Raw genomic sequence first — 13,164 nt, 5'->3', positions numbered from 1 at the left:
ACATTTTAACACACGCCCTAATAACAGTCTATTCATAGAACATCTTTGATAATATGTCCCTACTCATATCCATAAATTATCCTCTACAATAGTTTTACATCTGTTAACTATTGTAGAGGATAAGCCTTTTTATGAAGCTATTCTATAAACAAAACCTAATTCAATATATGATTGTTGTCCTAATTGTATACGCTCTTGACGTTCTATTTGAGCTTGATGTCGGAAAAAATCAATGGATGGATTTTCTGATAATATCCAAATAATCACTGATTTAGCTTGTTGCGATTGTAAATAAACAATGGCCTGTTTAAATAGTAAGGTTCCTACACCTTGTTGTTGATATTGTGGTAAAACATACAGTGCATAAATTTCTAAATCAATATCAATATTTTGATTTCTTTCTTGACCTATCATTAAAAATCCTAGAATTTGTCCATCTTCTTCGCAAACAAAAATATGATGACATGTAGAAGTAAAAATATATGCCCACATTTCTTGTTGCGATGCTATCGTCATTGTTGATAAATATTCAGGTTCTAGTATATTTTGATAACTTTGTTGCCAAGTTACGACTTGTATCGTTGCAATTTGCTGGATATCATTAAATGTGGCTTTTCTAACTTTTTTCATTATTATCCCCCGCATCATACAATTTTTGATTTTTCCATTATCATTTTAACACATTTTTTGTAAGCGTTTCAAGTATTGTAACAACTGTTATCTTAATATATTCCAGATGATAATGATTATCATTAACATTGTCCATAAATTTGTCGAATTTGTGAACAAAAATAGTGGGTTTAATCTTTCAAATCATCTTATAAAGCATTATAATAAGAAAAGACTAATTTTATTGATGAAATTAAAATTTAAGGAGGAATTGCCATGAAAACAAAAGTACAATTATTTATTACTTGTATTACTGATGTTATGTACGCATCTGTAGGTCAAGCAACTGTTGAAGTGCTTGAACATTATGGATGTGATGTATCATTTCCAGAACAACAAAGTTGTTGCGGACAACCTACGTATAATTCAGGTTATGTAGAAGATACAAAAGCATTAATGAAGCATATGATCGAAGCTTTTGAAGGCGATAGTTATGTCGTATCACCTTCAGGTTCATGTATTTATATGTTAAAAGAATACCCACACATTTTGAAAGATGATCCTGAATGGTATCCTCGTGCAGTTAATTTAGCAAATCGTGCTTATGAAGTAACAGACTTTATTATTAATGTATTAGGTGTTAAACAATTTGAAGGTTACTTCCCACACAAAGTAACACTACATAAATCATGTCATATGACACGATTACTAGGTGTTGCTGAAGAACCTACATTTGTACTAACAAATATCGAAGGTATTGAATATACACCGTTAAAATACCCATATAATTGTTGTGGTTTTGGTGGGACATTCTCAATTAAAATGCCTCATATCTCAGGTGCCATGGTCGATGAAAAAGCACACGATATTATGAAAACTGATGCCGAATACCTTGTAGGTAATGATATGGCATGTTTATTAAATATTTCTGGAAAATTAAATCGTCTAGGTTCACAAATTCAACCTGTTCATTTAATGGTCTTATTGCGTGATGCGCTGCTTGCAAAAAAACAACAAAAGGTAGGTGTTTAATATGTCATTAAAAATAGGTAATGCATCCTTTAAAGAACGTGAAGAAAAAGGCTTAAAAGACACACAAATGCGTCAATCAATGGTTAATGCTCAAGATTTATTACGTGGTAAAAAATATTTAGCCATGGAACAATTAGGTAATTGGGAAACATGGCGTAATCATGCCGAAGAAATTCGTCAACACGTTTTAGAAAACTTAGATTACTATTTAAACCAATTCGCACAAAATGTTGCTAAACTAGGTGGTCATGTTTATTTCTCTAAATCTAAAGAAGATGCTGCTGACTATATTAAAAACGTCGTTCAAAGTAAAAATGCTAAACGTGTAATTAAATCAAAATCAATGGTAACTGAAGAAATTAGCATGAACCATGTGTTAGAAGACATTGGTGTGGAAGTTACTGAGTCGGATTTAGGTGAATGGATTTTACAAGTAGATGATTACAATCCACCTTCACATATTGTTGCACCTGCATTACATTTAAATCGTTATCAAATTCGAGATACATTTAATAATAAATTAGGTTATGATGGTGATGAAGTACCTGAACATCTGGGTGGTTTTGCACGTCGCGTGTTACGTCAAAAATTTATCGATGCTGAAGTAGGTATCACAGGTTGTAACTTTGCCATTGCAGAAACAGGTGGTGTTTGTGTTGTAACTAATGAGGGTAATGCTAATATGACCGCTAACTTACCTAAAACGCAAATTGTCGTGATGGGTATGGAACGTATTGTGCCATCATATGATGAAGTAGAAGTATTGGTATCTATGTTAACACGTTCAGCTGTTGGGCAAAAATTAACTTCATATATTAATACATTTACTGGACCACGCCGTGAAGGTGAAATTGATGGTCCAGAAGAATTCCACGTTGTTATTGTTGATAGTGGTCGTTCGAAAATTTTAGCACAGCCTGATTTTAGACCGATTTTACAATGTATTCGTTGTGCTGCATGTATTAATGTATGTCCTGTTTACCGTAATATTGGTGGTCATGCTTATGGTGCTATTTATCCAGGACCAGTAGGTGCTGTTTTAACGCCATTATTAGGTGGTTACGAAGACTTTAAAGAGTTACCTTACGCCTCAACACTTTGTGGTGCATGTAGTGAAGCTTGTCCTGTTAAAATTCCATTATACGAAATGATTCATAAACATCGCCAAGTCATTGTGGAACAATATGGTGGTGCACCATTCCTTGAAAAAGCATCTATGGGTGGTGTTAACTTCATGTTTAACAACAATAAATTATGGGATATGACAGGAAAAATGGCAGGTATCGGTATGAATATGATTAGCCGTAATGCCGAACATCATCCAGATAAATTTGTTAAAAGTGGTTTAGGTCCAGTAAAAGCTTGGACAGAAGCTGATCGTGACTTAGCTAAACCTGAATATACTTCATTTAGAAGTTGGTTTAAAAAACGTCAAAAAGAACGTGATAAAGAACTCGTAGAAAAGGAGTAATGATATGACAAATTTAATTCAAAATGAACAAGAATTTTTAAATAATGTGTCAGAAGCTTTAGGTCGTCCAATTCCAACACAACCGCCTGTCAAAAACTATAAATATTCACCCCAACACGAAATGTATCAAGGTTTAACTCAAGATGATTTGGCAATCATGCTAGAAGAACAATGTCAAGTCATCCATACAAAATTCAAAAAGACAACAAGTGAACAACTTGTTGCAACTTTGGCAGATACTTTCAAAGAATACAAAACAACTTCTGTTTTCACGTGGAACAATCAAGAATTATTAGATCTTGCACACAAAGCAGCTGACCCTACTGTCACAATTAAAGGTTGGTCAGATAATTTTGAAGAAAATATTGCTTTTGGTACAAATGCAACAGTCGGCTTAACATTTTGTGATTACTGTATGGCTGAATCAGGTACATTAACAATTTTAGCTGATAGTCAACGTGGTCGTTCAGTCGCTTACCTTCCAGAAAAACACGTAGCAATTATAAAAAAATCACAATTGGTCCCACGTTTTACACAAGTTGCTAACAAAATTACAGAAATGCAACGTCAAACAGGTACAACACCAAGTTGTATTGATTTCATTTCAGGCCCTTCTAATTCAGCAGATATTGAAATGAACTTGCTAGTTGGTGTGCACGGTCCAATTGCTTCTACATATATTTTAATTGAAGATCAATAAATAATTTCCACATATTCAAAATTGATGAATATGTGGAATTTTCTTAAAAATCGGCACACTTTCATGTATACTAAAGATATATTTTAATTAGGAGGCATTATGAAAAAATTTTTTAAACATTTTAGCTTTATTATTCTTTACTTAGCATTAACACAATTAGTACCTTTAATTGTCTTATTGATGTATCCACAAAAACTTAACTATGTAAGTTATGCAATGGCATTTAGTGCTTTACTATGTGCTATATTAGGTTATTTTATGTATCGTAACGACTTAATCCCCTTATTTCAACAATTCAAAACTAATTGGAAATTACCTTTATTTTTCATTGTTAGTATGTGGTTAACTGCTTGCTTATTAATGGGTATTATTTCAACACTTTTAGGAGTTAAACAAACTGACAATCAAGCAACTCTAGAAGCAATTGTACAATATATGCCCATGGTTTTATTAATTTTAACTGTTGCCATAACTATACCTTTTGTTGAAGAACTGATTTTTCGTCATATTTTGATTAATAAATTAGGTCATATCATGCCAGTTCCAGTAGCCACTATTATATCAATGTTACTTTTTGCAGGTGCACATGCTGGTAATGACATTAAAGCTTTATTCATTTATCTACCTTTGACTGTCGGTTTAACTAGTGCTTACTTTTTAACGAAAGGACGCATGATAGGTAGTTTGATATTACATGTCATCAATAACGGTGTTTCAGCAATTGTCATGATTTATTTTGGTTCATGAAAACATTAGAACAAAAAATCTATTTTATTGTTATTATTATTTATTTACTATTAGCAGCCATCTTAGTCATTGCCGACTTAACTAATCATTTAAGTCAAACATTATTACGTACTATCGGCGGTTTATACTTAATCATTACAGTTAGTTACCTAATTTATTACTTAAATATCAAACGCCATAAATAAGGAGGTCATATGCCAAATATTTTTAGAACGATACCTGATACAACCTCAAATATTCTCAGTCCAGGTGTGCATCTATTGATTTTTATTATTTTCTTATTAGGTTTTATTTTAGTAAAAAAATATGCCTATCAACCTTATCTAGAAAAATTATTTATTAGTGTATTAATTATTCATCAATTATTACTATATGGTTGGTACCTTTTGTCAGGTTATCGTTTACTCACGGAAGGTTTACCTTTATATCATTGTCGTATTGCTATTTTATTGTTAACAATTTATTACTTCACTCGTCAACCTTTGTTAGCTCAAGTAGCTACACAAATCGGATTGTTTGGTAGTATCATTTCCATTACTATGTTCGTACCCGATCCATTTTTATTTCCACATATTACACAATTCACTTATGTTATCGGTCATGCTTTTTTAGGATGGTATGTTTGGTGGCTAATACTTACTCAACGTCCCCTATTTACAAAGCATGATTTATTACGTAATCATTTTATTATTTTAGCAATAAACATCGGTCTCATTATTATTAATTTTATGATAAATGCTAATTACGGTTTCTTCATGGAAGTACCTATTATTCCTAATCCCGAACCACTTATTGTTAAACAAATATTATTACTAATCGCATTCAACAGTATTACTTATTTCTTTGGTTGGTTGTTTATGATTTATCAAAAAAAGATGAAATAATGTTCAAATTTTTGTACATATTTAAATATATACAGTAGTTGATTTTTTATCTACTATTACATATACTTTTAAACAATAACATACATGTACTACTATAACTCAACAGAACAATAGGAGGAACTTAACAATGAACGAACTTAATTTATTATCATGGACATTTATACGTGAATGCCCCACACCTGATGATATCCACGATATTTTAATTGATGGTGAGGTTGCTAAAGCATCTTATGCCACATTAAGAGATAGTGCTACATTCACTAACAAACGCTTAATTATTCGTGATGCACAAGGTATCACAGGACGCAAAAAAGAAATTTATAGCTTACCTTATAACGCCATTAATATGTGGTCAACAGAAAATGCCGGTCGCCTACTCGACTTCAATTCAGAAGTTGAATTATGGACACGTGCAGGCCACATCAAAATCAATCTAAAAAAAGGCATCGACGTACACGCTTTTAATCGCTTACTTGCAGAGTGTGTGTTGTAAAATAAACAAAACCCTTAACATTGCAACTTTATTCCACAATGTTAAGGGCTTTTTTATATTCTATTAATTTAACCTAACAACATTTCAAGATAATATTTTTCATGAAAATTACCAAAGATAAATAAAACTATGCTTAATACTAACCATTTTATTATATTACTTCAGTTTTATTAATTCTGTTTCTATTTGTTGTGTTAATGTTGTTTGTTGACTTGCCGTCAAATAACGTGATGTACGTATAATGATAGTACCTACAACTTTATGTGAACCTGAATTTAATACACCTACACCATCAAAATTTGATAAATAAGCTTCACGTTTCCGAGCTTCCTGTTCTGTTTTATAGACTTCTATCGCACCACCTGCATCAGTTCCTTTATCTATAATATCTCGACCACTTATTGGTTCTGTAACTTGGCTACTAATAAAATATGTTGTTGATGTATAACCACCCGATTTATTCAATCCACCATTTGGATCATTATCTTCTGTCACAGATTGCCATTCAGTAATCGTATTAACTAATTTTAATCTATCGATAATAAAAGACTGATTTGGATTTATCACTTGTTTATATTGTTTCATACTAGTTTGATAATTATTCATTGCAGTTTCTAAAGTTGTTTGCACTTCAGAATAATCAATAGGATGAGATAATTCTTTAATTAATTTTTCTATTTTTTCAGTACTTTTAGGTAATTCAGGTACATGAACATAAACTACTTTAGCTTTTTTTAATGATTGTTCTAATTCAATTTTGACTTGATTATCTAACACCTGTTCTTTATTTGCTAAAGTCATCTCGGCTTGTTTAATTAATTCGTCTAATTTTTTATTTTTTTCTTTAATAGGTATCATCATTTCATTAAAATTTTTAGCCGCTTCATTATAAGGTTTTACAATCATAAAATAATAGCCCATACCTAGCACCATTGCTACAACAAGTACTATACTAATAATTTTTTTCATTATTCTACTCCTTTAATAAAAGTGAGGAATTTCTTCCTCACTTTAACTATAGCTATATTTGATTAACAATCACTTTTTCGATTAGATTTTGAGCATGATCGGCAATTCTTGTATAGTGACCTATCATATCTACAAAATTGACACCTGCTTGTGCTGTACATTCACCATTGTTTAAACGTTTAATATGCGTTTTTCGTAATGTACGTTCTAATTTTCTAATTTGGTGGTGCTGTGTCATCAATTCATTGGCTAATGCAACATCATTATTTTCTACTGCAACTAATGAACGTTTTAACATATCTGTTGTTAATTCATACATTTCATTTAATTCTTTCAATGCAGTTGATGAGAAGATCATATTTTTTTCTATTTGATAATCAATTAAATTTAATAAATCTTCAGCATGATCACCAATTCGTTCAACATCACGAGAACTATCAAGTAAGTTTGTTAAAATTTCACTTTCTTTTTGGCTTAATGATTCACGTGATAAATCAATTAAGTACTCTGTCAATTCTTCATCTAAATGATTCACTGCATTTTCAAATTTTCTACCTTTTTCTGCAATTTTAATTTTACGTTCAGTCATATAACGATAAGAAATTTCAAGTGCTTCTAAAGCATAGCCACCCATATGCAGCAATTCTTTTTTAGCTTGACCTACCGCAATAGATGATGATTGTTTAATCATTTCTTTATCTAAATAAACTGTTCCATATTTAATAATTTCATCTTCACCAGGTACAACTTTCGTTACAATATAAGCTAAGAAACCAATAAATGGAAATTGAACAATTGTATTCGTAATATTAAATGTCCCATGCGCAAAAGCAATCGTCATTTCTGGTGATAAGCTTAATTGCATTTGGAACCATTGAATTAAACTCGTAAAAGGTGACAATAAAATTAAACAAATGATTGTTCCTAAAACATTAAACATCACGTGAGATGCAGCTACACGCTTAGCAGAAATATTAGCACTTAATGCCGCAATAACAGCAGTTAAAGTTGTTCCGATATTATCACCAAACAATACAGGTAAAGCTGCATGTAAGTCCATTAATCCACTCGCATATAAGCTCTGTAAAATACCAATTGTTGCAGCAGATGATTGAATAATAACCGTTAAAATCGCACCAGCCGCTACACCATAAATCGGATTAGCACTTAATGATAACATCGTTTCTTTAAATGCAGGTACTTGTTGTAATGGCGCCATCCCTTGACTCATTAATTTCAAAGCAAAGAAAATACCACCTACCCCAAATAAAATACGACCTATATTATTAATTGAACGTTTCTTTGTAAAGAATAAACACATTGCCCCAACAAAAATAATTGGCAATGCATAGTCACCTAATTTAAATCCAATTAAAAATGACGTTACAGTTGTTCCAATATTGGCACCCATTACAATACCAATAGCTTGTCTTAATGTTAGTAAACCTGCACTCACTAAACCAACTGTAATAACTGTCACACCCGTACTCGATTGAATTAAAGCTGTAAATCCAATCCCCACTAAAACACCTAGAAATGGATTACTCGTATATTTATCAATATAGTATCTTAATTTATCACCAGCAATTTGTTGTAGCCCGTCTCCCATAAATTTAATACTAAATAAAAACATCCCTAATCCACCCAGAAAGGTGAAAATAATTTCTTGCCAATTAACTGACACTTCTTTGTCCTCCAAACCTTAATTAGATATTACTACCTACTCTCATTGTATGCAATATAGACCACATTTTCAAGTGAATTCAAAATAAATTTGATAAAGTTAACACAACTTACATTAAAAGATACCAAATCTAATATTAAGACTCGGTATCTGATTATTTACTATAACTTCTCTTACATATAATACATTTTGAAATTATTCAAGATAACATAACTCTAAAGCTATCGAAAACTGAGTTTAGATTTTTGTCATTTGCTCTGACAAAGATTAAATTTTGAATAGATTGATAATATGATGAGACATCGTTATACTATTAGTTCATTATGAAATATTAAAACATATCACTTTTGGTCATCATAATTTTCTAATTTTAAAGATAGAATTATATTAGTGCTCTGAATGTCTATTACTTATATGTAATTAATCAAATTTATATCAACTATATTTGACACCGAGACGAACTAATTTCTTATAACTTACACCTCCTTACTTAATTATTTTTTCGTAACCATTATTAATATGAATAATATGTATCATCTGATTATCTTTATTTACTAACTTATAATTGCCTGTATTAATTTCAAATTTTTTATTTTGATTATCCTCTTTAAATTCTACAACTAAAAATTTATTATCATACTCCGATAAAACAATCATTTCTCTATTATTTATCTCCACACATTCATAATTCCTATTGAATTCAGGGGTTAGTAAACTACAAAAAGCCATAATTACATTGAATAAACACATAATTAACACTATCAGTGCAGATATTTTCAATAATCTTTGTAAATATTTTCGTTTTGTGTTATTAAAAAATTGAATGAATAACATAGTTAATATAAATAAAAATATAAGACATATTGTATGAATATAATCCCCAAATTCTGAAATAGAATAATTCAATATAGGATATCTATTCATTAAGCTAATTAAATTATTGATAGTCATTACATATATAATTACTGTTACAATAATACTCATCAGCCACTCTAAAATTTTATACATTCCTCTCCCTAAAGCATCTATCATATAATTCGATACTTTTGTTCGGTAAACTACGTATAATATCACACATGTTATTACTAATATGTTACCCCAAAAATATAATATATTTGAATAGGATATATTTAAAAAATATTTCCCTGATATATGATAGTAAAACTGTGAATTTATAGCATATACATTTTTAAAAAATTGATATATAGATGATATAATTGTAGATATACCTATAATTCCTATTACTTTTATAATAAAGTCATATTTATTTATAATTTCGTTAAGTGTTAATTTAAACATAATTAATCTATCCTTTCTAGTTTATAAATTAATTATATTCTCCAGTTAGGTTTTTTTCAACATATTTTTAAAATAAATGTCGAAAAAGATAATCTCTATCATTTCCAACATTTATAAATATCAAAATAACATGACTCTAAAATAACTGGAGAGAAAAATCTCTTGTATAAGCATAATTATATTTGAAATTACACAACTTTATAGAATACTATAAATACGTTATTTGCTTTGACAAAGCTTCACCTGTAAATCATAAAATAAATACTTATAATTTTAAAATCATATTTTTAGAATATAACAATTAAACAATCTTTGCAATTAATTATTTCGAATTTATATTGTTTAATTTTTCATTTGTGCAACTCTTTTAATCTATTTTATTCTTTAACATCCCACAAACTAGGTGTTTCATTTTTATGAATTCTATTACACTTTTCAATTTTTAAATTTAAATTTTTCAGCAAGTTAACACTACTTAAAATAGCTTCACCTGTATTAAGATTTTTTACTTGTTCTAACTCTTGTATTGACAAATGATTACTGATAGCTTTTAATTCATCTAAGGCTGTTATACGATGAATTAACATCGTCCCAATTTGACCAAACAAAATATTGTCAACATCCTTAGGATTTTGTGTTGTTAAAAAAAGAAATATGCCTTTTTTTCTTCCTTCTCGAGCTATTCCTGCCAACCCTGAGTACTCAAAATCTCCTAATATCATTGACGTTGTGTATCTATGTACTTCATCTATAAAAAGAATAAACGGATTAATCTTTTCTGTAATATTTAAAATATAATTAGCAATTAAATCAATAATCATTTTACCTACACCATCTGTAGCACCTATATTTGACACATTAATATACAGCGATTTTTTACTATTCTTTGCAAATTCAGAAATGATATCCAATAAATTTTTTTTGCGTTCATCTTTTGTTGGTTGAAAAAATTCTAACAAACTCGTATTTTTTAATTTATTGTCAACTTTATTTATTAAATATTGATTATAATTTAATTTATTTATATCTTTAGCATAATATCCAACATTTTCCTTACTTTTTAGTCGTACTGACTCTTCTTTTATTTGTTGAGCTAATAAAGATAAATTAAATGCCTTATCTTTTTTCGTTAATTCATTTAATAATCTTTCTATATCCAAAGCATTTTCCTCATCTTTTTTTAATACCGACTCTTCCTTCTTTTTATATTGGTATCTTAAACTTTTAATTGCTTCTGATAAAAATGCTGGTTGTGTACCATCATTCGTTTCAAATAGAAGACACCATTGTTGCATAGATATTTCAGAAGTCGAGATAACTGTATCAATGCCTAGTGTATATTTATCAACTTCTTCTTCTGAAAAAGATTCTGAATATTCTCCTGTTGGATCAATGATTAACATTTTTATTTTATCTTGAATTAATTTATCTAATATTGATAACGCAGAAGTAGATTTCCCACTATTTGTTGTACCTATTGTCATCAAATGTCTATTAAATAATGTTCTAGGTTGTAATTCAATGGGATATTTATGAGTATTTACATATAATTTGCAAAATGATGATAATTTCTTTTCAGAGTTTTTTCCAATTTCAATTGAAGATATAAAACGTTTAATTATTTCTTCACTTGCCAAATATACTTTATCTGTAATTCCTACCGTATTACTTCCTGGTAATTGAAAATTTTGTTCTCCTATAGGGAGATATCCTAAAATATTTATAGATATTTTAGGATACACTTTTTCTTGATAACCATCTCTCAATACTTCATGTACACTATCATTATTAGGAACTTTAGATGCATAAACTTCCCCAAAATATATACCATTAGCAGAATCCACTAATACATAATAATTTATTGTATTTGGAATAAATATATTTCCTTCTATTTTTTTAAAAGTTAATAAAGTTAAATTTTCCACTTGTAAAACAACATGACTACGATACACTTGTGAAATCATACCTAAATAAACATGACTTTTATTTATAGTTTCATAGAACTCATCAATTCTCATGATATATTCCCCCTAAATATTTCGTTAATTCATCATTCAATGTAGCTTTTAAAAAGTAAACAGGTTTGTGCGCATCCATTAGTTTAATTAACTCTTGCCAATTTTCACTTTTCTGGTCAATATCATAATCAGAAATCAGTGTTGTTAAAGTAGCATTATTTTTAATTGCTTGTGTAATCATCTTGAAAATATGATTATCTGAAAAACTAAATCCTGTAGTAATTAATAATGTATTCTTCTTTTTTAATAGCTCTTGAAACTTAGTAAATAACTCAAAATAAGGTGCTTGATAACTTTGTGCATATTTATTTGAACTTGGGAAAATCATCACTGTATCCTCTATATTTTGAATTTCGTTTTTATCTTTTCTATAAATATTACCTTTATTATCTCTCATCCAAGTTAAAGAACCATGTATTTTTATCAAATTAAAAACTTTGCTATGATATTCAACTTCATTTGTTTTCATTATTGATATATTTCTTACCAAGTTCCAATCAAAAATATCACTTTCGAACTTTGGTTTTTCGGAAAAATTAAATCCATCAAAAACTATATAATTCAAATCTGCTCCTGCTTCTTCAAAAAGAGTATCATAATTAGTGGTAACTATAGATAGTTTATTAGGTGCTTTAATTTTTTTCGACAATATATTTAATAATGTACCATGTTTTAATTCTGTAGAGTTATAATCATACTTTGTATTAGTTTTTACAATTTCCAATATCTTATTAATTGAATTTGTGTATTTTTTCAACTTATCTTCTATTACATACGGCTTAAAATTTAAGAGATTAGATAAAAAATCTTCTAAATTATAATATATCTTTGAATCCTCTACTATGCACTCTTTAAATAAACTTATTTCTGATAATTCTTTTATTGAATATACATTATTATCTTTATTGTCTTTATTGTCTTTATTCAATTGATTATAAACATCTTCTGCAATCATATTGACGGTTTTTCCATATTTTTTATCAATTGCTTTATCTTCTTTTTGAACAACTACTGAAGCTCCTGCTCCAGCCAGTAAAATAATGTTATCATATCTCACATTAATAATAGTATCTATCTCTTTTTGAATTAATTTTTTAAATTCTACTTCTTCCAACTTATCACCAGTATCATGTTTTAATTCTTCATTCTCCGAATCAGATAAAAATTTTACATACGTCTTACTATTTTCTTGTCCATATTTTTTAGTGTATGATTTATAATACCATTCTACTTGATTTGTCATATCTTCATCTCCAAT

At 29.0% G+C, this 13,164-nt stretch carries 13 protein-coding genes; 7 read left to right on the top strand and 6 right to left on the bottom strand.

Annotation, left to right across the window (positions count from 1 at the left end; translation table 11 throughout):
- Window positions 1-129 precede the first annotated feature (129 nt).
- On the bottom strand, window positions 130-630 hold the full coding sequence (locus tag AC5EAH_RS02170; RefSeq protein ID WP_493493109.1) for a GNAT family N-acetyltransferase: 501 nt from the start codon (window positions 628-630) through the stop codon (window positions 130-132).
- 255 nt (window positions 631-885) lie between these two features.
- Here AC5EAH_RS02170 and AC5EAH_RS02165 point away from each other — a divergent pair, with 255 nt between their 5' ends.
- The 7 genes from AC5EAH_RS02165 (at window position 886) to AC5EAH_RS02135 (ending at window position 5,936) form a co-directional block, all read left to right on the top strand.
- The gene (locus AC5EAH_RS02165; protein WP_493493108.1) at window positions 886-1,641 is read left to right on the top strand and encodes a (Fe-S)-binding protein; all 756 of its coding nucleotides are present in this window, start codon (window positions 886-888) and stop codon (window positions 1,639-1,641) included.
- Between the two features lies 1 nt (window position 1,642).
- Window positions 1,643-3,112, top strand: a complete 1,470-nt coding sequence (locus AC5EAH_RS02160; RefSeq protein WP_493493107.1) for a LutB/LldF family L-lactate oxidation iron-sulfur protein — start codon at window positions 1,643-1,645, stop codon at window positions 3,110-3,112.
- Window positions 3,113-3,116: 4 nt separating this feature from the next.
- A complete protein-coding gene (locus AC5EAH_RS02155; protein ID WP_493493106.1) occupies window positions 3,117-3,812 on the top strand; it encodes a LutC/YkgG family protein in 696 nt (231 codons plus the stop codon).
- Between the two features lie 99 nt (window positions 3,813-3,911).
- Complete coding sequence (locus AC5EAH_RS02150; RefSeq protein WP_493493105.1) at window positions 3,912-4,559, top strand: CPBP family intramembrane glutamic endopeptidase; 648 nt, start codon at window positions 3,912-3,914, stop codon at window positions 4,557-4,559.
- The gene (locus tag AC5EAH_RS02145) at window positions 4,556-4,744 is read left to right on the top strand and encodes a hypothetical protein (RefSeq protein ID WP_493493104.1); all 189 of its coding nucleotides are present in this window, start codon (window positions 4,556-4,558) and stop codon (window positions 4,742-4,744) included. Before AC5EAH_RS02150 ends, AC5EAH_RS02145 begins: the two co-directional genes overlap by 4 nt.
- Window positions 4,745-4,753: 9 nt before the next feature.
- The gene (locus AC5EAH_RS02140) at window positions 4,754-5,443 is read left to right on the top strand and encodes a TMEM164 family acyltransferase (protein ID WP_493493103.1); all 690 of its coding nucleotides are present in this window, start codon (window positions 4,754-4,756) and stop codon (window positions 5,441-5,443) included.
- Window positions 5,444-5,570: 127 nt separating this feature from the next.
- Window positions 5,571-5,936: a PH domain-containing protein gene (locus AC5EAH_RS02135; protein WP_493493102.1), complete on the top strand. Its 366-nt coding sequence runs from the start codon at window positions 5,571-5,573 to the stop codon at window positions 5,934-5,936.
- Between the two features lie 156 nt (window positions 5,937-6,092).
- Here AC5EAH_RS02135 and AC5EAH_RS02130 read toward each other — a convergent pair whose 3' ends face one another.
- The 5 genes from AC5EAH_RS02130 to AC5EAH_RS02110 form a co-directional block, all read right to left on the bottom strand.
- Window positions 6,093-6,905, bottom strand: a complete 813-nt coding sequence (locus AC5EAH_RS02130; protein ID WP_493493101.1) for a hypothetical protein — start codon at window positions 6,903-6,905, stop codon at window positions 6,093-6,095.
- 52 nt (window positions 6,906-6,957) lie between these two features.
- Window positions 6,958-8,589 (bottom strand): Na/Pi cotransporter family protein, encoded by a 1,632-nt coding sequence (locus AC5EAH_RS02125; protein WP_493493100.1) that lies wholly within the window; start codon window positions 8,587-8,589, stop codon window positions 6,958-6,960.
- 486 nt (window positions 8,590-9,075) lie between these two features.
- Window positions 9,076-9,888, bottom strand: a complete 813-nt coding sequence (locus AC5EAH_RS02120; RefSeq protein ID WP_493493099.1) for a hypothetical protein — start codon at window positions 9,886-9,888, stop codon at window positions 9,076-9,078.
- A gap of 377 nt (window positions 9,889-10,265) precedes the next feature.
- Window positions 10,266-11,906, bottom strand: coding sequence for an ATP-binding protein (locus AC5EAH_RS02115; RefSeq protein WP_493493098.1), 1,641 nt, complete (start codon window positions 11,904-11,906; stop codon window positions 10,266-10,268).
- Window positions 11,896-13,149 (bottom strand): SIR2 family protein, encoded by a 1,254-nt coding sequence (locus AC5EAH_RS02110; RefSeq protein WP_493493097.1) that lies wholly within the window; start codon window positions 13,147-13,149, stop codon window positions 11,896-11,898. Before AC5EAH_RS02110 ends, AC5EAH_RS02115 begins: the two co-directional genes overlap by 11 nt.
- Window positions 13,150-13,164 lie beyond the last annotated feature (15 nt).

This window comes from Staphylococcus sp. B1(2026) (assembly GCF_058895785.1).
This window is presented reverse-complemented; position numbering and strand designations above follow the sequence as displayed.

Excerpts from the sequence above, each read along its gene's own strand:
- AC5EAH_RS02140 (WP_493493103.1), top strand. The coding sequence starts at position 4,754 with ATGCCAAATATTTTTAGAACGATACCTGATACAACCTCAAATATTCTC.
- AC5EAH_RS02165 (WP_493493108.1), top strand. The coding sequence starts at position 886 with ATGAAAACAAAAGTACAATTATTTATTACTTGTATTACTGATGTTATG.
- AC5EAH_RS02150 (WP_493493105.1), top strand. The coding sequence starts at position 3,912 with ATGAAAAAATTTTTTAAACATTTTAGCTTTATTATTCTTTACTTAGCA.
- AC5EAH_RS02170 (WP_493493109.1), bottom strand. The coding sequence starts at position 630 with ATGAAAAAAGTTAGAAAAGCCACATTTAATGATATCCAGCAAATTGCA.
- AC5EAH_RS02145 (WP_493493104.1), top strand. The coding sequence starts at position 4,556 with ATGAAAACATTAGAACAAAAAATCTATTTTATTGTTATTATTATTTAT.
- AC5EAH_RS02110 (WP_493493097.1), bottom strand. The coding sequence starts at position 13,149 with ATGACAAATCAAGTAGAATGGTATTATAAATCATACACTAAAAAATAT.
- AC5EAH_RS02115 (WP_493493098.1), bottom strand. The coding sequence starts at position 11,906 with ATGAGAATTGATGAGTTCTATGAAACTATAAATAAAAGTCATGTTTAT.
- AC5EAH_RS02120 (WP_493493099.1), bottom strand. The coding sequence starts at position 9,888 with ATGTTTAAATTAACACTTAACGAAATTATAAATAAATATGACTTTATT.
- AC5EAH_RS02160 (WP_493493107.1), top strand. The coding sequence starts at position 1,643 with ATGTCATTAAAAATAGGTAATGCATCCTTTAAAGAACGTGAAGAAAAA.
- AC5EAH_RS02135 (WP_493493102.1), top strand. The coding sequence starts at position 5,571 with ATGAACGAACTTAATTTATTATCATGGACATTTATACGTGAATGCCCC.
- AC5EAH_RS02130 (WP_493493101.1), bottom strand. The coding sequence starts at position 6,905 with ATGAAAAAAATTATTAGTATAGTACTTGTTGTAGCAATGGTGCTAGGT.
- AC5EAH_RS02155 (WP_493493106.1), top strand. The coding sequence starts at position 3,117 with ATGACAAATTTAATTCAAAATGAACAAGAATTTTTAAATAATGTGTCA.